The sequence below is a fragment of the Streptomyces sp. NPDC088157 genome, from assembly GCF_044741545.1.
GTDB lineage: Bacteria > Actinomycetota > Actinomycetes > Streptomycetales > Streptomycetaceae > Streptomyces.
This window is the reverse complement of sequence record NZ_JBIUSU010000008.1, coordinates 94,936-114,990: the sequence shown is the minus strand read 5'-3', so window position 1 is coordinate 114,990 and position 20,055 is coordinate 94,936. Positions and strand designations below refer to the sequence as shown.

The 20,055-nt window shown below is 72.0% G+C and carries 16 protein-coding genes; 15 read left to right on the top strand and 1 reads right to left on the bottom strand.

Going from position 1 to position 20,055, the window contains the following annotated elements:
* Positions 1-39 precede the first annotated feature (39 nt).
* From ACIPFH_RS30190 to ACIPFH_RS30130, 13 genes are all read left to right on the top strand, one after another.
* The gene (locus tag ACIPFH_RS30190) at positions 40-1,020 is read left to right on the top strand and encodes an aspartate carbamoyltransferase catalytic subunit (protein ID WP_328483050.1); all 981 of its coding nucleotides are present in this window, start codon (positions 40-42) and stop codon (positions 1,018-1,020) included.
* Positions 1,021-1,024: 4 nt separating this feature from the next.
* Positions 1,025-2,311 (top strand): dihydroorotase, encoded by a 1,287-nt coding sequence (locus ACIPFH_RS30185; RefSeq protein WP_401831327.1) that lies wholly within the window; start codon positions 1,025-1,027, stop codon positions 2,309-2,311.
* Positions 2,308-2,889: a hypothetical protein gene (locus ACIPFH_RS30180; protein ID WP_401831325.1), complete on the top strand. Its 582-nt coding sequence runs from the start codon at positions 2,308-2,310 to the stop codon at positions 2,887-2,889. Before ACIPFH_RS30185 ends, ACIPFH_RS30180 begins: the two co-directional genes overlap by 4 nt.
* Positions 2,886-4,028, top strand: coding sequence for a glutamine-hydrolyzing carbamoyl-phosphate synthase small subunit (gene carA / locus ACIPFH_RS30175; RefSeq protein WP_356260809.1), 1,143 nt, complete (start codon positions 2,886-2,888; stop codon positions 4,026-4,028). The genes ACIPFH_RS30180 and carA overlap by 4 nt, the downstream gene beginning before the upstream one ends.
* Positions 4,021-7,329, top strand: coding sequence for a carbamoyl-phosphate synthase large subunit (gene carB / locus ACIPFH_RS30170; RefSeq protein ID WP_401831323.1), 3,309 nt, complete (start codon positions 4,021-4,023; stop codon positions 7,327-7,329). The genes carA and carB overlap by 8 nt, the downstream gene beginning before the upstream one ends.
* 78 nt (positions 7,330-7,407) lie before the next feature.
* On the top strand, positions 7,408-8,514 hold the full coding sequence (locus ACIPFH_RS30165; RefSeq protein WP_401831321.1) for a quinone-dependent dihydroorotate dehydrogenase: 1,107 nt from the start codon (positions 7,408-7,410) through the stop codon (positions 8,512-8,514).
* On the top strand, positions 8,511-9,353 hold the full coding sequence (pyrF, locus tag ACIPFH_RS30160) for an orotidine-5'-phosphate decarboxylase (RefSeq protein ID WP_401831319.1): 843 nt from the start codon (positions 8,511-8,513) through the stop codon (positions 9,351-9,353). The genes ACIPFH_RS30165 and pyrF overlap by 4 nt, the downstream gene beginning before the upstream one ends.
* Positions 9,354-9,630: 277 nt before the next feature.
* The gene (locus ACIPFH_RS30155; RefSeq protein ID WP_003977346.1) at positions 9,631-9,954 is read left to right on the top strand and encodes an integration host factor; all 324 of its coding nucleotides are present in this window, start codon (positions 9,631-9,633) and stop codon (positions 9,952-9,954) included.
* 60 nt (positions 9,955-10,014) lie between these two features.
* Positions 10,015-10,608, top strand: coding sequence for a guanylate kinase (gene gmk, locus ACIPFH_RS30150; RefSeq protein ID WP_356260799.1), 594 nt, complete (start codon positions 10,015-10,017; stop codon positions 10,606-10,608).
* A 52-nt stretch (positions 10,609-10,660) separates the two neighbouring features.
* On the top strand, positions 10,661-10,933 hold the full coding sequence (gene rpoZ, locus ACIPFH_RS30145) for a DNA-directed RNA polymerase subunit omega (protein ID WP_003988945.1): 273 nt from the start codon (positions 10,661-10,663) through the stop codon (positions 10,931-10,933).
* Between the two features lie 122 nt (positions 10,934-11,055).
* On the top strand, positions 11,056-12,258 hold the full coding sequence (coaBC, locus tag ACIPFH_RS30140) for a bifunctional phosphopantothenoylcysteine decarboxylase/phosphopantothenate--cysteine ligase CoaBC (protein ID WP_401831902.1): 1,203 nt from the start codon (positions 11,056-11,058) through the stop codon (positions 12,256-12,258).
* Between the two features lie 239 nt (positions 12,259-12,497).
* A complete protein-coding gene (gene metK, locus ACIPFH_RS30135; protein ID WP_401831316.1) occupies positions 12,498-13,706 on the top strand; it encodes a methionine adenosyltransferase in 1,209 nt (402 codons plus the stop codon).
* A 286-nt stretch (positions 13,707-13,992) separates the two neighbouring features.
* Entirely contained in the window at positions 13,993-16,146 is a 2,154-nt protein-coding gene (locus ACIPFH_RS30130) for a primosomal protein N' (protein WP_401831313.1), read from the top strand.
* A gap of 214 nt (positions 16,147-16,360) precedes the next feature.
* Here the strand turns inward: ACIPFH_RS30130 and ACIPFH_RS30125 are convergent, their stop codons facing one another.
* Positions 16,361-16,927 (bottom strand): hypothetical protein, encoded by a 567-nt coding sequence (locus ACIPFH_RS30125; RefSeq protein ID WP_401831311.1) that lies wholly within the window; start codon positions 16,925-16,927, stop codon positions 16,361-16,363.
* A 229-nt stretch (positions 16,928-17,156) separates the two neighbouring features.
* Between ACIPFH_RS30125 and fmt the strand changes: the two genes are divergently transcribed.
* Complete coding sequence (gene fmt / locus ACIPFH_RS30120) at positions 17,157-18,089, top strand: methionyl-tRNA formyltransferase (protein WP_401831309.1); 933 nt, start codon at positions 17,157-17,159, stop codon at positions 18,087-18,089.
* A gap of 379 nt (positions 18,090-18,468) precedes the next feature.
* Positions 18,469-19,896: an RsmB/NOP family class I SAM-dependent RNA methyltransferase gene (locus tag ACIPFH_RS30115; RefSeq protein WP_401831307.1), complete on the top strand. Its 1,428-nt coding sequence runs from the start codon at positions 18,469-18,471 to the stop codon at positions 19,894-19,896.
* Positions 19,897-20,055 lie beyond the last annotated feature (159 nt).

Here is a 20,055-nt window from a genome sequence, read left to right as displayed (position 1 = left end):
GTTCTCCCCATACCTGAACTGCCTTACGGAGCCTGACAGATGCAGCGTCATCTCATCTCGGCCGCCGACCTCACCCGCGACGACGCCGTCCTGATCCTCGACACCGCGGAGGAGATGGCCCGGGTCGCCGACCGGCCCATCAAGAAACTGCCGACCCTGCGCGGCCGCACGATCGTCAACCTCTTCTTCGAGGACTCCACGCGCACGCGTATCTCCTTCGAGGCAGCCGAGAAGCGACTCTCCGCGGACGTCATCAACTTCTCCGCCAAGGGGTCGTCGGTGTCCAAGGGCGAGTCCCTGAAGGACACCGCGCAGACGCTGGAGGCCATGGGCGTCGACGCGGTCGTGATCCGGCACGGCGCCTCCGGGGCGCCGTACCGCCTGGCCACCTCCGGCTGGATCGACGCGGTCGTCGTCAACGCCGGCGACGGCACCCACCAGCACCCCACGCAGGCCCTCCTGGACGCCTTCACCATGCGCCGCCGACTGGTCGGCCGGGACGCCGGGATCGGCCAGGACCTCGCCGGCAAGCGCATCACGATCGTCGGCGACGTGCTGCACAGCCGGGTGGCCCGCTCCAACGTCGACCTGCTGCACACGCTCGGCGCCGAGGTCACCCTGGTCGCCCCGCCCACCCTGGTGCCGGTCGGCATCGAGACCTGGCCGTGCGAGGTGTCGTACGACCTCGACAGCACGTTGCCCAAGTCCGACGCGGTGATGATGCTGCGCGTGCAGCGCGAGCGGATGAACGCCGCGTTCTTCCCGACCGAGCGCGAGTACTCGCGGCGCTACGGCCTCGACGGCGACCGGATGGCGCGGATGCCCGAGCACGCCATCGTGATGCACCCCGGCCCGATGGTCCGCGGCATGGAGATCACCGCCGAGGTCGCCGACTCCGAGCGCTGCACCGTCGTCGAACAGGTCGCCAACGGCGTGTCGATCCGAATGGCCGTCCTCTACCTGCTCCTGGGCGGCAACGAACCCGCCGTCAGCCACGCCCGCTCCACCGAGGAGAAGTAAGAACATGAGCAAGATCCTGATCCGTGGTGCGAAGGTGCTCGGCGGTGAGCCGCAGGACGTCCTGATCGACGGCGCGGTCATCGAGGCCGTGGGAACGGGGCTGTCCGCCGAGGGGGCCGAGGTCGTCGAGGCGGCCGGCAAGGTGCTGCTGCCGGGCCTGGTCGACCTGCACACCCATCTGCGCGAGCCGGGCCGCGAGGACTCCGAGACGGTGCTGACGGGCACGCGCGCGGCCGCTTCCGGCGGCTACACGGCCGTCTTCGCCATGGCCAACACCTTCCCCGTGGCGGACACCGCCGGCGTGGTCGAGCAGGTGTACCGGCTCGGGCAGGAGCACGGCTACTGCGATGTGCAGCCCATCGGCGCCGTGACCGTCGGCCTGGAGGGCAGGAAGCTCGCGGAACTCGGCGCCATGCACGAGTCGGCCGCCGGCGTCACCGTCTTCTCCGACGACGGCAAGTGCGTCGACGACGCCGTGATCATGCGCCGGGCCCTGGAGTACGTGAAGGCCTTCGGCGGGGTCGTCGCCCAGCACGCGCAGGAGCCGCGGCTGACCGAGGGCGCCCAGATGAACGAGGGCGTCGTCTCCGCCGAGCTGGGTCTCGGGGGCTGGCCCGCGGTGGCCGAGGAGTCGATCATCGCCCGGGACGTCCTGCTCGCCGAGCACGTCGGCTCCCGGGTCCACATCTGCCACCTCTCCACCGCCGGATCGGTCGAGATCGTCCGCTGGGCCAAGTCCCGCGGCATCGACGTCACCGCCGAGGTCACCCCGCACCACCTGCTCCTCACGGACGAGCTGGTCCGGTCGTACAACCCGGTCTACAAGGTGAACCCGCCGCTGCGCACCGAACGGGACGTGCTCGCCCTGCGCGAGGCGCTCGCCGACGGCACCATCGACATCGTCGCCACCGACCACGCCCCGCACCCGCACGAGGACAAGGACTGCGAGTGGGCCGCCGCCGCCATGGGCATGGTCGGCCTGGAGACCGCGCTGTCGGTGGTCCAGGAGACGATGGTGCAGACGGGCCTGCTGGACTGGGCCGGGGTCGCGAGCCGGATGTCCTTCAAGCCCGCCCTGATCGGACAGGCCAACGGCCACGGGCGTCCCGTCTCGGCAGGTGAGCCCGCCAACCTCACGCTCGTCGACACGGAATACCGTGGGTCCGTGGACCCCGCGGGCTTCGCCTCGCGCAGCCGGAACACTCCGTACGAGGGGCGTGAGCTGCCGGGCCGTGTCACGCACACGTGGCTCCGGGGCAAGGCCACGCTCGTCGACGGGAAGCTCACGTGACATCTGCTGCACTACTGCTCGCGGCCGAGAGGGAATCGGCCGAAGTGACCGACTGGGCCGCGCGGATCGGCTGGGTCGTCGGCCTCGGTCTGTTCGTCGCGCTCGTCTACTGGCTGATGCGCGAGGGCTGGAAGTGGCGCGGCACGCTCCAGGGCGACCTGCCGCAGCTCCTCACCGCGCCGGACGACCGCGGCCCGGCGAGACTGAGCATGAGCGGCCGCTACCACGGCTCCACCACCGCCGGGCAGTGGCTCGACCGCATCGTGGCGCACGGCCTGGGCACCCGCAGCCGGGTCGAGCTCACCCTGACGGACGCGGGACTGGACGTCGTACGCCCCGGCGCGACCGACTTCTTCGTCCCGGCCGCCGCACTGCGCGAGGCCCGGCTCGACAAGGGCATCGCCGGCAAGGTCCTCACCGAGGGCGGACTGCTGGTGGTGACCTGGGCGCACGGCGACAGACTGCTCGACTCCGGTTTCCGCTCGGACCACGCGGCCGAGCACAACGAGTGGGTCGACGCTGTCAACTCCATGATCGACAAGACGGAAAACCCGACGGAAACGGAAGGCGCACGATGACGACCTCCACCAGGGGAACCACCAGGGTTCCCGCCGTACTCGTCCTGGAGGACGGCCGGATCTTCCGCGGCCGTGCCTACGGGGCCGTGGGGGAGACCTTCGGCGAAGCGGTGTTCTCCACCGGCATGACCGGCTACCAGGAGACCCTCACCGACCCGTCGTACGACCGCCAGATCGTCGTCGCGACCGCCCCGCAGATCGGCAACACCGGCTGGAACGACGAGGACGACGAGTCGGGCCGCATCTGGGTCTCCGGCTACGTCGTGCGCGACCCCGCGCGCGTGCCCTCCAACTGGCGCTCCAAGCGCTCCCTGGACGACGCCCTGGTGCAGCAGAACGTCGTCGGCATCTCCGGCATCGACACCCGCGCGCTCACCCGCCACCTCCGCGAGAGCGGCTCGATGCGCGCCGGCATCTTCTCCGGCGAGGCGATCGGTTCCGAGACCGAGCTCCTCGCGCGCGTGCAGGCCCAGCCGCACATGAAGGGCGCGAGCCTCTACGAGGAGGTCGCCACCAAGGAGGCCTACGTCGTCCCGGCGGTCGGTGAGAAGCGGTTCACCGTCGCCGCCGTCGACCTCGGGATCAAGGGCATGACCCCGCACCGCATGGCCGAGCGCGGCATCGAGGTGCACGTGCTCCCGGCGACGGCCTCGGCGGCCGAGCTGTACGCCGTGAACCCCGACGGCGTGTTCTTCTCCAACGGCCCGGGCGACCCGGCCACCGCCGAAGGTCCGGTCGCGCTGATGACCGAGGTGCTGGAGCGCAGGACGCCGCTCTTCGGCATCTGCTTCGGCAACCAGATCCTCGGCCGCGCCCTCGGCTTCGGCACCTACAAGCTGAAGTACGGCCACCGCGGCATCAACCAGCCGGTCCAGGACCGTACGACCGGCAAGGTCGAGGTCACCGCGCACAACCACGGCTTCGCCGTGGACGCGCCGCTCGACCGGGTCAGCGAGACCAAGTTCGGCCGCGCCGAGGTCTCCCACGTCTGCCTGAACGACGACGTCGTGGAGGGGCTCCAGCTGCTCGACCAGCCGGCCTTCTCCGTCCAGTACCACCCCGAAGCGGCAGCGGGCCCGCACGACGCCGCCTACCTGTTCGACCGCTTCGTATCCCTGATGGAGGGCCAGCGTGCCTAAGCGCACCGATATCCAGTCCGTCCTGGTCATCGGCTCCGGCCCGATCGTCATCGGACAGGCCGCCGAGTTCGACTACTCCGGCACCCAGGCGTGCCGCATCCTGCGCGCCGAGGGCCTGCGCGTCGTCCTGGTCAACTCCAACCCGGCGACGATCATGACCGACCCGGAGATCGCCGACGCCACCTACGTCGAGCCGATCACTCCCGAGTACGTCGAGAAGATCATCGCCAAGGAGCGCCCGGACGCGCTGCTGCCCACCCTGGGCGGTCAGACGGCCCTCAACACGGCGATCTCGCTCGCCGAGAACGGCGTCCTGGAGAAGTACGGCGTCGAGCTGATCGGCGCCAACGTGGAGGCCATCAACAAGGGCGAGGACCGCGACCTGTTCAAGGGCGTCGTGGAAGCCGTCCGCGCGAAGATCGGGCACGGCGAGTCGGCCCGCTCGGTCATCTGCCACACCATGGACGAGGTCATCGCCGGCGTCGACGAGCTCGGGGGCTACCCGGTCGTCGTCCGGCCCTCCTTCACCATGGGCGGCGCCGGCTCCGGCTTCGCCCACGACGAGGAGGAGCTGCGCCGCATCGCCGGCCAGGGCCTCACGCTGTCGCCGACCACCGAGGTCCTCCTGGAGGAGTCCATCCTCGGCTGGAAGGAGTACGAGCTGGAGCTGATGCGCGACAAGCACGACAACGTCGTGGTCGTCTGCTCCATCGAGAACTTCGACCCCATGGGCGTGCACACCGGCGACTCGATCACCGTCGCCCCGGCGATGACGCTGACCGACCGCGAGTACCAGATCCTGCGCGACATCGGCATCGCCGTGATCCGCGAGGTCGGCGTGGACACGGGTGGCTGCAACATCCAGTTCGCGGTGAACCCCGAGGACGGCCGCGTCATCGTCATCGAGATGAACCCGCGCGTGTCGCGTTCCTCGGCCCTCGCCTCGAAGGCGACCGGCTTCCCGATCGCCAAGATCGCGGCCAAGCTCGCCGTCGGCTACACCCTGGACGAGATTCCCAACGACATCACCCGGGAGACCCCGGCCTCCTTCGAGCCCACGCTCGACTACGTGGTGGTCAAGGCCCCGCGCTTCGCCTTCGAGAAGTTCCCGAGCGCCGACTCCACGCTGACGACGACCATGAAGTCGGTCGGCGAGGCCATGGCCATCGGGCGCAACTTCACCGAGGCCTTCCAGAAGGCGCTGCGCTCGCTGGAGAAGAAGGGCAGCCAGTTCACGTTCGTCGGCGAGCCCGGCGACAAGGACGAGCTGCTGCGGGAGGCCGTACGGCCCACGGACGGCCGTATCAACACCGTCATGCAGGCCATCCGCGCGGGCGCGACGCCCGAGGAGGTCTTCGAGTTCACGAAGATCGACCCCTGGTTCGTCGACCAGCTCTTCCTCATCAAGGAAACCGCCGACGAGCTGGCCGCCGCCGACCGCCTGGACGTCGAGCTGCTCGCCGAGGCCAAGCGGCACGGCTTCTCGGACCAGCAGATCGCCGAGCTCCGCGGGCTGCGCGAGGACGTCGTGCGCGAGGTCCGGCACGCGCTCGGCATCCGCCCGGTCTACAAGACGGTCGACACCTGCGCCGCCGAGTTCGCCGCGAAGACGCCGTACTTCTACTCCTCCTACGACGAGGAGAACGAGGTCGCGCCACGCGAGAAGCCGGCCGTCATCATCCTGGGCTCCGGCCCGAACCGCATCGGCCAGGGCATCGAGTTCGACTACTCCTGCGTCCACGCCTCCTTCGCGCTGTCCGACGCCGGGTACGAGACGGTGATGGTCAACTGCAACCCGGAGACCGTCTCCACGGACTACGACACCTCCGACCGCCTGTACTTCGAGCCGCTGACGCTGGAAGACGTGCTGGAGATCGTCCACGCGGAGTCGCTGGCAGGACCGATCGCCGGTGTGATCGTGCAGCTCGGCGGACAGACACCACTGGGCCTGGCGCAGGCGCTCAAGGACAACGGCGTGCCGATCGTCGGCACGCCGCCCGAGGCCATCCACGCGGCCGAGGACCGGGGCGCCTTCGGACGCGTGCTCGCCGAGGCCGGTCTGCCGGCCCCGAAGCACGGCACGGCCACCACCTTCGCCGAGGCCAAGGCCATCGCGGACGAGATCGGCTACCCGGTCCTGGTGCGGCCCTCGTACGTGCTCGGCGGCCGCGGCATGGAGATCGTGTACGACGAGACCCGGCTGTCGTCCTACATCGCCGAGTCCACCGAGATCAGCCCCACCCGGCCGGTCCTCGTCGACCGCTTCCTCGACGACGCCATCGAGATCGACGTCGACGCGCTCTACGACGGCGAGGAGCTGTATCTCGGCGGCGTCATGGAGCACATCGAGGAGGCCGGCATCCACTCCGGCGACTCGGCGTGCGCCCTGCCCCCGATCACCCTGGGCGGCTTCGACATCAAGCGCCTGCGGGCCTCCACCGAGGCGATCGCCAAGGGCGTCGGCGTACGCGGCCTGATCAACATCCAGTTCGCGATGGCCGGCGACATCCTCTATGTCCTGGAGGCCAACCCGCGCGCGTCCCGGACGGTCCCCTTCACCTCGAAGGCGACCGCGGTCCCGCTGGCGAAGGCCGCCGCCCGCATCTCCCTGGGCGCCACTGTCGCGGAGCTGCGCGCCGAGGGACTGCTCCCGGCGACCGGCGACGGCGGTGAGCTGCCGCTGGACGCGCCGATCTCCGTCAAGGAGGCCGTGATGCCGTGGAGCCGCTTCCGGGACACCTCCGGCCGCGGCGTCGACACCGTCCTCGGCCCGGAGATGCGCTCCACCGGCGAGGTCATGGGCATCGACTCCGTCTTCGGCACGGCGTACGCCAAGTCGCAGGCGGGTGCGTACGGCCCGCTGCCCACCAAGGGCCGCGCGTTCATCTCCGTCGCCAACCGCGACAAGCGCTCGATGATCTTCCCGGCCCGCGAGCTGGTCGCCCACGGCTTCGAGCTGCTCGCCACCTCGGGAACGGCCGAGGTCCTCCGGCGCAACGGTCTCAACGCGCGGGTCGTGCGCAAGCAGTCCGAGGGCACCGGCCCGAACGGCGAGAAGACCATCGTCCAGCTCATCCACGACGGCGAGGTCGACCTCATCGTCAACACCCCGTACGGCACCGGCGGCCGCCTCGACGGCTACGAGATCCGCACGGCGGCCGTGGCGCGGTCCGTTCCCTGCCTGACGACGGTCCAGGCGCTCGCCGCCGCCGTGCAGGGCATCGACGCCCTGAACCGCGGTGACGTGGGCGTCCGCTCACTCCAGGAACACGCGGAACACCTGACCGCGGCCCGCGACTAGCAGCCCTCGGGGGGACACCGGAAACGGTGTCCCCCTCTTCATGAGACCTCTGCGCGAGGCTCCTTGGAGGACACCACCATGTACAAGCAATTCTTCCGGCTGGTCTTCCGGCGGATGGACCCCGAGCGCGCCCACCACCTGGCCTTCCGCTGGATCCGGCTCGCCGTCCGTGTCCCCGTGCTGCGCACGTTCGTCGCGGCCGCCCTGGCCCCCCGGTACCGGGAACTGCGCACCGAGGCCTTCGGCCTGCGGATGCACGGCCCCTTCGGGCTCGCCGCGGGCTTCGACAAGAACGCGGTCGCGATCGACGGGATGTCGATGCTGGGCTTCGACCACGTCGAGATCGGCACGGTCACCGGGGAGCCGCAGCCCGGCAATCCCCGGCAGCGGCTCTTCCGCCTCGTGAAGGACCGGGCGCTCATCAACCGGATGGGCTTCAACAACGAGGGCTCGCTGGCCGTGGCCGCGCGCCTGGCCTCCCGTACGCCCGTCTTCAAGCCGGTGGTGGGCGTCAACATCGGCAAGACCAAGGTCGTACCTGAGGAGGAGGCCGTCGCCGACTACGTGAAGTCGACCGAGCGGCTCGCCCCGTACGCCGACTACCTGGTCGTCAACGTGTCCTCGCCGAACACGCCGGGGCTGCGCGACCTCCAGGCCACCGACGCGCTGCGGCCGCTGCTGAGCGCCGTCCGCGAGGCCGCCGACCGCGTGGTGACCGCGCGGCGCGTCCCGCTGCTGGTGAAGATCGCCCCGGACCTGGCCGACGAGGACGTCGACGCGGTCGCCGACCTGGCGGTGGAGCTCGGCCTGGACGGCATCATCGCCACCAACACCACCATCGCGCGCGAGGGGCTCGGCCTGGCCTCCGAACCCTCGCTGGTGAAGGAGACCGGCGGACTGTCCGGAGCGCCCCTCAAGGCCCGCTCGCTGGAGGTCCTGCGCCGCCTCTACGCGCGCGTGGGCGACCGCGTCACCCTCGTGGGCGTCGGCGGCGTCGAGGACGCCGAGGACGCCTGGCAGCGCATCCTGGCCGGCGCCACGCTGGTCCAGGGATACAGCGCCTTCGTCTACGAGGGGCCCTTCTGGGGCCGTGCGATCCACAAGGGCCTGGCCGCCCGCCTGCGGACGAGCCCCTACGCCACTCTCGCCGACGCCGTCGGCGCCGACGTGAGGAAGACGGCATGACCCTGGAACCCTTCGGCGCGCGGTTGCGCCGGGCCATGGACGAGCGCGGCCCGCTCTGCGTCGGCATCGACCCGCACGCCTCCCTGCTCGCCGAGTGGGGCCTGAACGACGACGTCGCAGGCCTCGAGCGGTTCAGCCGCACGGTCGTCGAGGCGACGGCGGACCGGGTCGCCCTGCTGAAGCCGCAGAGCGCCTTCTTCGAGCGGTTCGGCTCACGCGGGATCGCGGTCCTGGAGAAGTCGGTGCAGGAGGCGCGGGCGGCCGGCGCCCTGGTCGTGATGGACGCCAAGCGGGGTGACATCGGCTCCACCATGGCCGCGTACGCCGAGTCCTTCCTGCACAAGGACGCCCCGCTGTTCTCCGACGCCCTCACCGTCTCGCCCTATCTCGGTTACGGGTCCCTGTCCCCGGCGGTGGTGGCGGCGCGCGAGAGCGGCGCCGGGCTGTTCGTGCTGGCGCTGACCTCCAACCCGGAGGGCCGCGAGGTGCAGCACGCGGTGCGGGCCGACGGGCGGAACGTGGGCGCGACGATGCTGGCGCATCTGGCCGCGGAGAACGTGGGGGAGGCGCCGCTGGGCTCCTTCGGGGCGGTCGTCGGCGCCACGCTGGGCGACCTCTCGACCTACGACCTCGACATCAACGGTCCGCTCCTCGCGCCCGGCGTGGGCGCCCAGGGAGCGACCCCGGCCGATCTGCCGCGGGTTTTCGGGTCGGCGGTGCGCAATGTCGTACCGAACGTGAGTCGGGGTGTGTTGCGTCACGGTCCCGACATCGTCGCTCTGCGTGACGCCGTGGATCGGTTCGCGCGAGAGGTCCGGACCGCCGTGGCCTCCGCCTGACGGGCTTCGGCCGCCCGACCGGGGGCTCGGTCGGGCGGCTCGGGGACGACTTGAGTCTGGATACATCCTCAAATCCAGGGCACTATGTCTTAAATGTCCGGCCTGACGGAGGCTGACCAGGACTTTTCCTCTGTTCTCGCTGACTCTGGCGGAGTTGGCCGCTAGTCTCCGACGCAGAGTGAACGGGCAGCGTGTTGCTCGTAGCTCACCGGGTGAGGGCCGACTAGGTTCCTCACCGGTCCGTATCCGACAGTTCGACATCCGAGGTGACGTAGGCGTGGCTCTTCCGCCCCTTACCCCCGAACAGCGCGCAGCCGCGCTCGAAAAGGCCGCCGCGGCTCGCCGGGAGCGGGCCGAGGTCAAGAATCGACTGAAGCACTCCGGCGCCTCGCTTCACGAGGTCATCAAGCAGGGTCAGGAAAACGACGTCATCGGCAAGATGAAGGTCTCCGCCCTCCTGGAGTCGCTCCCGGGCGTGGGCAAGGTCCGCGCCAAGCAGATCATGGAGCGACTCGGCATCTCCGAGAGCCGCCGCGTGCGTGGCCTCGGTTCCAACCAGATCGCGTCCCTGGAGCGTGAGTTCGGCAGCACCGGTTCCTGATTCCCGACTCCTGCGGGACGGGAGTCCCGGGCACTCCGGGATTGCTGGAATAATCGCTGCATGGCAGTAACACTCCGGGGGACGACCCCCGAACCCCCGGACGCACGTCCGCGGCTGACCGTGCTCTCCGGCCCCTCCGGGGTCGGCAAGAGCACGGTCGTCGCTCATATGCGCAAGCAACATCCCGAGGTCTGGCTCTCGGTGTCGGCGACGACCCGCAAGCCCCGCCCGGGTGAGAAGCACGGAGTCCACTACTTCTTCGTCACCGACGAGGAAATGGACAAACTGATCGCCAACGGCGAGTTGCTGGAGTGGGCCGAGTTCGCCGGCAACCGCTACGGCACTCCGCGCGCCGCTGTGCTGGAGCGCCTGGAGTCGGGCGAGCCGGTCCTCCTGGAGATCGATCTCCAGGGCGCCCGGCAGGTCCGCGAGTCCATGCCCGAGGCGCAGTTGGTGTTCCTGGCTCCTCCCTCCTGGGAGGAGCTGGTGCGCAGACTCACCGGGCGGGGCACCGAACCGCCCGAGGTGATCGAGCGCCGCCTGGAGGCGGCGAAGATCGAACTCGCGGCCGAGCCGGAGTTCGACGTGACCCTGGTCAACACCTCCGTCGAGGACGTGGCGCGCGAGCTGCTAGCCTTGGTGGATGTTGTGTGATCGCGATTCTGTGATCATGACCGATCTTTTCCCATCCATCGGAAGGTAGAGCGTGTCCTCTTCCATCTCCGCGCCCGAGGGCATCATCAACCCGCCGATCGACGAGCTGCTCGAGGCCACCGACTCGAAGTACAGCCTCGTCATCTACGCGGCCAAGCGGGCCCGCCAGATCAACGCGTACTACTCGCAGCTCGGCGAGGGCCTCCTCGAGTACGTCGGTCCGCTCGTGGACACCCACGTCCACGAGAAGCCGCTTTCGATCGCCCTCCGGGAGATCAACGCCGGTCTGCTGACGTCCGAGGCCGTCGAGGGCCCGGCTCAGTAGTATTTTCGGCTCGCAGTAGGTTTTTCCACAGGCCCGGCAGCACGTCTGCCGGGCCTGTGGTGTCTGATGGACTCGTACGCCGGGAGCAGCGACGTACGTTTTCCGAGGTGCGGGGAGAGACGGTGGACAAGCCGAAGGTCGTCCTGGGGGTCAGCGGTGGCATCGCCGCGTACAAGGCCTGCGAGCTGCTGCGCCGACTGACCGAGTCGGGCCACGACGTCCGCGTGGTCCCCACCGCCTCCGCGCTGCACTTCGTCGGCGCCGCCACCTGGTCCGCCCTCTCCGGACACCCCGTCTCCACCGAGGTCTGGGACGACGTCCACGAGGTCCCGCACGTCCGCATCGGCCAGCACGCCGACCTGGTGGTCGTCGCCCCGGCCACGGCGGACATGCTCGCCAAGGCCGCCCACGGCCTCGCCGACGACCTCCTCACCAACACGCTCCTCACGGCCCGCTGTCCGGTCGTCTTCGCCCCCGCGATGCACACGGAGATGTGGGAGCACCCGGCCACCCAGGAGAACGTGGCGACCCTGCGCCGCCGCGGTGCCGTCGTCGTGGAACCGGCCGTCGGCCGCCTCACCGGCGTGGACACCGGCAAGGGGCGGCTGCCCGACCCGGCCGAGATCTTCGAGGTCTGCCGCCGCGTCCTGGCCAGGGGGGTCCGTGAACCCGACCTCACCGGCCGGCACGTCGTGGTCAGCGCCGGCGGCACCCGCGAGCCCCTCGACCCGGTCCGCTTCCTCGGCAACCGCTCCTCCGGCAAGCAGGGCTACGCCCTCGCCCGCACCGCCGCCGCCCGTGGCGCCCGCGTCACGCTGATCGCGGCGAACACCGGACTGCCCGACCCGGCCGGGGTCGACGTCGTCCAGGTCGGCACAGCCGTGCAGCTGCGCGAGGCGGTCCTGAAGGCGGCCGCGGACGCCGACGCGGTCGTCATGGCCGCGGCCGTGGCCGATTTCAGGCCGGAGACGTACGCGGCCGGAAAGATCAAGAAGCAGGACGGCCGGGAACCGGACCCCATCGTTCTTGTGCGGAATCCGGACATCCTCGCGGAGATTGCCGCCGACCGGGCGCGCTCCAACCAGGTGGTTGTCGGCTTCGCCGCCGAGACCGACGACGTCCTCGCGAACGGCCGGTCGAAGCTACGGCGCAAGGGCTGCGATCTGCTGGTGGTGAACGAGGTGGGCGAGCGCAAGACGTTCGGTTCCGAGGAGAACGAGGCCGTCGTGCTGGGCGCCGACGGCAGCGAAACGCCCGTGCCGCACGGCCCGAAGGAGGCCCTGGCCGAAACCGTGTGGGACCTGGTGGCACAGCGCCTGAGCTGACGGTTCGACCCGACTCGCCCATCCATGGGGCCCGGCCGATTCGGGCGCGGCGCCCCTGGCCAACGGTGCTCGGCATTCGGCAGAATGCCCGTGCCGCAGGTCACAGCGCTCCCGAGAGGCGAGACGGGTGGGCCGGTGGCGGGGCACGACCGATAAACTGTTCTCGGACGACGCCGGGCGCAGCTCCTGTCGCGTCCGCCAATGATCAGCCAGCAGCCGCTGCAACCCCAGGGAGCGTTGTGTCCCGTCGCCTGTTCACCTCGGAGTCTGTGACCGAGGGTCACCCCGACAAGATCGCTGACCAGATCAGCGACACCATTCTCGATGCCCTGCTGCGCGAGGACCCGGCCTCCCGAGTCGCCGTCGAGACCCTGATCACGACGGGTCTGGTGCATGTGGCCGGTGAGGTCACCACCAAGGCCTACGCGCCGATTCCCCAGCTCGTGCGCGACAAGATCCTCGAGATCGGCTACGACTCCTCCAAGAAGGGCTTCGACGGCGCCTCCTGCGGTGTCTCGGTGTCCATCGGCGCGCAGTCCCCGGACATCGCCCAGGGTGTCGACACGGCGTACGAGAACCGGGTCGAGGGCGACGAGGACGAGCTGGACCGCCAGGGCGCCGGTGACCAGGGCCTGATGTTCGGCTACGCGTCGGACGAGACGCCGACCCTGATGCCGCTGCCCATCTTCCTGGCGCACCGCCTGTCGAAGCGCCTGTCGGACGTCCGCAAGAACGGGACCATCCCCTACCTGCGCCCCGACGGCAAGACCCAGGTCACCATCGAGTACGACGGTGACAAGGCCGTCCGCCTCGACACGGTCGTCATCTCCTCGCAGCACGCGAGCGACATCGACCTGGACTCCCTGCTCGCCCCCGACATCCGCGAGTTCGTGGTGGAGCCGGAGCTGAAGGCGCTCCTGGACGAGGGCATCAAGATCGACACCGACAACTACCGCCTGCTGGTCAACCCGACCGGCCGCTTCGAGATCGGCGGCCCGATGGGCGACGCCGGCCTCACCGGTCGCAAGATCATCATCGACACCTACGGCGGCTTCGCCCGTCACGGCGGCGGCGCCTTCTCGGGCAAGGACCCGTCCAAGGTCGACCGCTCGGCCGCGTACGCGATGCGCTGGGTGGCGAAGAACGTGGTGGCGGCGGGTCTGGCGGCCCGCTGCGAGGTCCAGGTCGCCTACGCGATCGGCAAGGCCGAGCCGGTCGGTCTCTTCGTGGAGACCTTCGGCACCGCCAAGGTCGACGTCGAGAAGATCGAGAGGGCCATCGACGAGGTCTTCGACCTCCGCCCGGCCGCGATCATCCGCGACCTCGACCTGCTGCGCCCGATCTACGCCCAGACGGCCGCGTACGGCCACTTCGGTCGTGAGCTGCCCGACTTCACGTGGGAGCGCACGGACCGCGTGGAAGCGCTGCGCAAGGCCGCGGGTCTGTAGCCTCCGGCCCCTCAGCGATCCGCCGAGGCCCGGCCCCTGCCTGGGGGCCGGGCCTCGGCGCGTCCTCAAGGGCGCCGACGAACGGCGGAATCGGCTCGCGGCGCGGGGCCGCACAGGCGGTGATCTTCCGGTGCGAGGGTCGCGGCTGCCTCGGTGGAGTCCGCCCCCTTGGGCGGGCGGTGAAACCGGCGGGATTCATGCCGCGCCCGGCTTGATCGCGGGAGGGTGACGCCGGGGCGCCTTCGGGCGCCCTCGGTTGTCAGTGGGGTTTGGTAAGAATGCAGGTGTGAGCAGCGAGAACGGGCAGGGGGGCGGGGGCGCGGCCGGGGAGGGCGCGCCGCCGGAGCAGCTCGCGCTGATCCGGGAGAGCGTGCGCCGGGCCAAGGCGCCGCGGGCCAAGCCCCGGACGTGGCGGGGGGCCGCGCTGGCCGAGGAGCTGCCGGTCGCGCGGGTGCTCGTCGACAAGGGTGTGCTGCATCTCGACCGGTACTTCGACTATGCGGTGCCGGCCGAGCTGGACGCCGACGCGCAGCCCGGGGTGCGGGTGCGGGTGCGCTTCGGGGCCGGGCGTGGCCGGGTGCGGGACGGGCGGCGCGAGGGCGGAGGGCTGATCGACGGGTTCCTCGTCGAGCGGCTCGCCGCGTCGGACTACTCCGGCCCGTTGGCGGCGCTCGCCCAGGTGGTGTCACCCGAGCCGGTGCTGAGCCAGGAGCTGCTGGGGCTGGCCCGGGCCGTGGCCGACCGGTACGCGGGAAGCCTGGCCGACGTCCTGCAACTGGCCGTGCCGCCGCGCAACGCGCGTGCCGAGCAGCGGCCCTCCCCCGTACCGCTGCCGCCGCCGAACACCCCGGAGCCCGGGTCCTGGGCGCGGTACGAGCGAGGGGGCGCGTTCCTGGAGTCGCTGGCGTCCGGGGGCGCGCCACGGGCGGTGTGGAACGCGCTGCCCGGACCCGGATGGAGCGAGGAGCTGGCGCGGGCCGTCGCCGCGACGCTCGCCTCGGGACGCGGGGCACTGGTCGTCGTACCCGACGGGCGGGCCGCCGCACGGGTCGACGCGGCGTTGACGGCGTTGCTGGGCGAGGGGCGGCATGCGCTGCTGACCGCGGACGCCGGGCCCGAGAAGCGGTACCGGGAGTGGCTGGCCGTGCGGCGGGGGTCCGTGCGAGCGGTCGTCGGGACGCGCGCCGCGATGTTCGCGCCGGTGCGGGATCTCGGTCTGGTCGCGCTCTGGGACGACGGGGACGACAGCCACGGCGAGCAGCACGCGCCGCAGCCGCATGCGCGGGAGGTGCTGCTGCTGCGGGCCGCGCAGGACAAGTGCGGTTTCCTGCTGGGAGGTTGGAGCTGCACCGTGGAGGGCGCGCAGCTCGTCGAGAGCGGGTGGGCGCGACCGCTGATCGCCGCCCGCGAACAGGTGCGGCGCAGCGCTCCGCTCGTGCGCACCGTGGGCGACCAGGACCTCGCGCGGGACGAGGCCGCCCGGGCCGCCCGGCTGCCCACCCTCGCCTGGCAGGCGGCCCGGGAGGGGCTGCGGCACGGGCCGGTGCTCGTGCAGGTGCCGCGGCGGGGCTATGTGCCGCGGATGGCTTGTGCGCGGTGCCGGGCCGCCGCCCGGTGCCGGCACTGTTCCGGGCCGTTGGAGGCGCGGGACGGGGGCGCGCTGTGGTGCGGGTGGTGCGGGCGTGAGGAGAGTGCCTGGCACTGCCCGGAGTGCGGCTCGTTCCGGTTGCGGGCGCAGGTCGTGGGAGCGCGGCGGACCGCCGAGGAACTGGGGCGGGCGTTTCCCGCCGTCCCGGTGCGGACGTCGGGGCGGGAGCAGGTGCTGGACACCGTGCCGGGGGCGCCCGCGCTCGTCGTGTCCACGCCCGGGGCCGAGCCGGTCGCCGAGGGCGGGTACGCGGCCGCGCTGCTGCTGGACGGCTGGGCCATGCTCGGGCGGCCCGATCTGAGGGCCGGCGAGGACGCGTTGCGCCGCTGGATCGCGGCCGCCGCGCTCGTACGGCCGTCGCAGGAGGGGGGAACCGTGGTCGTCGTCGCCGAGCCGACCCTGCGGCCCGTGCAGGCCCTGGTGCGCTGGGATCCCGTGGGGCACGCGGTGCGCGAGCTCGCAGAGCGGGCCGAGCTGGGCTTTCCGCCGGTGTCGCGGATGGCGGCGGTGTCGGGGACGGCGCAGGCCCTGGCCGCGTTCCTGGAGGCCGTCGAACTGCCGCGGGAGGCGGAGCTGCTGGGACCGGTTCCGGTGCCGGCCGGCCCGGTGGGAGGGCCCCGGCGGCCGGGGGCGCCGCCACCGGGGGAGGAGTGGGAGCGGACACTCATCCGGGTGCCGCCCGGGAGGGGCGCCGCGCTGGCGGCCGCCCTGAAGACGGCACAGGCGGCTCGGATGGCCCGGGGCGGCGAGGAGGCGGTGCGGGTGCGGATCGATCCACCGGACATCGGCTGAGGGCCGAAGGGGAGCCGACGGAGGCGGTGCGCGGAAGGCGGAGGCCTTGGTGCGCGTGAGGCCGGCGGCGGTGCCGTGTCCGGGGCACGGCGGTGGCGGTGTGGGGCACGGCGGTGCCGGTGGCGGTGTGCGGGGCGGCCGGGAATGCGGCTGCCCTCTCGGGCGAGGGCCGAGAGGGCAGGGCGGAGAGGTGCTCGGTGTGGGGTGCGGCGCGTCAGCCGTTGCGCGGGCCGGGGAAGGCGGTCGGCCGCGCCTCGTCGCGCAGGGCCGGGCTGCCGGCCGTCGGCTGGGTCGGCATCGAGCGGGCGGCGGGAACCGTGGGAACCGTCGGGATGCCCGTGTTCACGCTGACCGTACGGGCTGCGGCGGGCTCCGTCGGCCGCTCGGCCTCGGCGGTCGCGGTGGAGGCGGAGGTGGCGGCCGCCTGGGCGGCGGCGCGGCGGGCGCCGTAGCGGCGGTGCACGGCCTGCTTGGTGACGCCGAGCGCGGAGCCCACCGCGTCCCACGAGAAGCCGAGCGAACGGTCGAAGTCCACCGCCGCGGTGACGAGGGTCTCGACGCTGTCCCGCAGCTCCTGGGCGAGACGGACGGTGGGGGCGGGGGCACGTCCGTAGACGACGAAGCCCGTGGACGGGCCGGAGCGGCGGGGGCGGTAGACGTTGCCCAGCTGGGCGGTGAGGGTGCGCAGTGCGTCCACCTGCCGGCGGACGCGCTCGATGTCCCGCACCAGCAAGTGCAGGCTGGCCCGGGCCTGGGCGTCGTGGGTTGCATGGTCGGCCATGAACAAGCCTCTCGAACCGGCGATGAAGTAGGTGTGGTCAATCTTTCTTGACCAACGCGGGTGCGCTCCGCTGGTCACGGTGTGGGGGCGTATGGGCATATGCGTACGCCCCCTGGAGCGGGGATGCGCGGCTCCGGAGGGGCTGCTCGTCGTCGGCGGCCCTCCTGCCCGTCGTCATAAACTTGTGCGTCGCCCGTCGTCCGTCCCGCCCGAGAGGCCCCGCCCACTCATGAAGCTCGTCTTCGCCGGTACCCCCGAGGTCGCCGTTCCCGCTCTGGACGCTCTGATCGCCTCCGGGCGGCACGAGGTGGCCGCCGTCGTCACGCGGCCCGACGCGCCGGCCGGACGGGGGCGGAGGCTGGTCGCCTCGCCCGTGGCCCAGCGCGCGGAGGAAGCGGGCATCGAGGTGCTGAGGCCCGCCAAGCCCCGGGACCCGGAGTTCCTGGAGCGGTTGCGCGAGATCGCGCCCGACTGCTGTCCCGTCGTGGCCTACGGCGCGCTGCTGCCCAGGGTGGCGCTGGACATCCCGGCCCGTGGCTGGGTCAACCTGCACTTCTCGCTGCTGCCGGCCTGGCGTGGCGCCGCTCCCGTGCAGCACTCCGTCATGGCGGGGGACGAGATCACCGGCGCCTCCACCTTCCTCATCGAGGAGGGGCTCGACTCGGGGCCGGTGTACGGGACGGTCACCGAGGAGATCCGGCCCACCGACACCAGCGGTGACCTGCTCACCCGGCTGGCCTTCGCCGGCAGCGGGCTGCTCGCCGCGACCATGGACGGGATCGAGGACGGCACCCTGAAGGCGGTGCCGCAGCCGGGCGAGGGCATCACCCTCGCGCCGAAGATCACCGTCGAGGATGCCCAGGTCGACTGGGCCACTCCGGCCCTGCGGGTCGATCGCGTCGTGCGGGGGTGCACTCCCGCCCCCGGCGCCTGGACCACCTTCCGCGGGGAGCGGCTCAAGCTGATCCAGGTCAAGCCGGTTCCCGAGCGGACCGAACTCGCCCCGGGCACGCTCCTCGTCGGCAAGAACAGCGTGCACGTCGGCACGGGCTCGTACGCGGTCGAGCTGCTGTGGGTGCAGGCGCAGGGCAAGAAGCCGATGCGGGCCGCCGACTGGGCGCGGGGCGTCCGGATCGGGGACGGCGAGATCCTCGGGGCGTAACGCTCCTGCACAAGCGCCGCATGGTCCGTGAGCCCACGTGGTCTGCGAGCCGTTGTGGTCCGTGAGCCCGTGTGGTCTGCGTGCCCGCACGGTCGTGCGGTCCGCGTGCCCGTGTGGTCTGCGTGCCGACGTGGGCCGTGAGCCCACGTGGTCTGCGAGTCTGTGTGGTCCGTGAGCACGTGCGGTCCGCGTGCCCGCACCGTCCGCGTGTCCGCGACGCTTCGCAAGCCGTCCGTTCCGCGAACCAGAACCAGTACGCCCGTCGCCCAAGCCCCGCCCGTCCCGCGGGCGGATACCGACCGTCTCGCAAGGCTCGCCCGGCGTACCCACCGACGTACGCTGGACGCATCTTCCATCCTGCAATCCGGAGCACCTTTTCGTGAGCGATCAGCCCCACCGTTCCCGCAAGCCGGGCAAGCCCTACCGGCGGCCCCAGAAGGACCCCGTCCGCCTCCTCGCCTTCGAGGCGCTGCGGGCCGTGGACGAGCGGGACGCGTACGCCAACCTCGTGCTGCCGCCGCTGCTGCGCAAGGCGCGCGAGAAGGAGGGACCCGACAAGTTCGACGGGCGGGACGCGGCCCTCGCCACCGAACTGGTCTACGGGACCCTGCGCCGGCAGGGGACGTACGACGCCGTCATCTCCGCCTGTGTCGACCGGCCGCTGCGCGAGGTCGACCCGCCGGTACTCGACGTGCTGAGTCTCGGCGTGCACCAGCTGCTCGGAACGCGCATCCCGACCCACGCGGCCGTGTCCGCCACGGTCGACCTGGCCCGGGTCGTGCTCGGCGACGGGCGCGCCAAGTTCGTCAACGCCGTGCTGCGCAAGGTCGCGGCGCACGATCTCGACGAGTGGATCGAGAAGGTCGCTCCGCCCTACGACGACGACCCCGAGGACCATCTCGCGGTGGTGCACTCGCACCCGCGCTGGGTCGTGTCCGCGCTGTGGGACTCCCTCGGCGGCGGGCGGGCCGGCATCGAGGACCTGCTGGCGGCGGACAACGAGCGGCCCGAGGTGACGCTCGTGGCCCGGCCCGGCCGGTCCACCACCGAGGAGCTGCTCGGCGAGGAGGCCGCGGTCGCCGGGCGCTGGTCGCCGTACGCCGTGCGGCTCACCGAGGGCGGTGAGCCCGGGGCCATCGGCGCCGTACGGGACGGGCGTGCGGGCGTGCAGGACGAGGGCAGCCAGCTCGTGGCGCTCGCCCTGGCCAACGTGCCGCTCGACGGGTCGGACACGAAGTGGCTGGACGGGTGCGCCGGGCCCGGAGGCAAGGCCGCGCTGCTCGCCGCGCTCGCCGCCGAGCGGGGGGCCGCCCTGCTCGCCTCCGAGAAGCAGCCGCACCGCGCGGGCCTCGTCGCCAAGGCCCTGGCCGGTAACCCCGGGCCCTACCAGGTCATCGCCGCCGACGGGACGAGGCCGCCGTGGCGGCCCGGCTCGTTCGACCGAGTGCTGATGGACGTACCGTGCACGGGCCTCGGCGCCCTGCGGCGGCGGCCCGAGGCGCGCTGGCGGCGCCGGCCGGAGGACCTCGACGGGTTCGGGCCGCTCCAGCGCGGGCTGCTGCGGACCGCGCTGGAGTCCGTCCGGGTCGGGGGCGTCGTCGGGTACGCCACCTGCTCGCCGCATCTGGCCGAGACCCGGGCCGTCGTCTCCGACATCCTCAAGCAGTACCCGCAGGCCGAGCTGATCGACGCGCGGCCGCTGCTGCCGGGAGTGCCGGCGCTGGGCGACGGGCCCGATGTCCAGCTGTGGCCGCATCTGCACGGAACCGACGCCATGTATCTGGCGCTGATCAAGAAGACCGGCTGACACCGGCGCGGTCGCAGGCAGGACACGACGAGGGCCGGGCGCCCCCCCCGGGGGGGGGGGGGGCCCGCGGCGGGGGGGGGGGGGGGCCCCCCCCGGGGGGGGCCGGGGGGGGGGGGCGGGCGGGGCGCGGCACGCCCGGGGGGTCGGCGGGGCCGGGCC

Excerpts from the sequence above, each read along its gene's own strand:
- ACIPFH_RS30165 (WP_401831321.1), top strand. The coding sequence starts at position 7,408 with ATGTACAAGCAATTCTTCCGGCTGGTCTTCCGGCGGATGGACCCCGAG.
- fmt (WP_401831309.1), top strand. The coding sequence starts at position 17,157 with ATGAAGCTCGTCTTCGCCGGTACCCCCGAGGTCGCCGTTCCCGCTCTG.
- ACIPFH_RS30125 (WP_401831311.1), bottom strand. The coding sequence starts at position 16,927 with ATGGCCGACCATGCAACCCACGACGCCCAGGCCCGGGCCAGCCTGCAC.
- pyrF (WP_401831319.1), top strand. The coding sequence starts at position 8,511 with ATGACCCTGGAACCCTTCGGCGCGCGGTTGCGCCGGGCCATGGACGAG.
- ACIPFH_RS30190 (WP_328483050.1), top strand. The coding sequence starts at position 40 with ATGCAGCGTCATCTCATCTCGGCCGCCGACCTCACCCGCGACGACGCC.
- carA (WP_356260809.1), top strand. The coding sequence starts at position 2,886 with ATGACGACCTCCACCAGGGGAACCACCAGGGTTCCCGCCGTACTCGTC.
- gmk (WP_356260799.1), top strand. The coding sequence starts at position 10,015 with ATGGCAGTAACACTCCGGGGGACGACCCCCGAACCCCCGGACGCACGT.
- ACIPFH_RS30185 (WP_401831327.1), top strand. The coding sequence starts at position 1,025 with ATGAGCAAGATCCTGATCCGTGGTGCGAAGGTGCTCGGCGGTGAGCCG.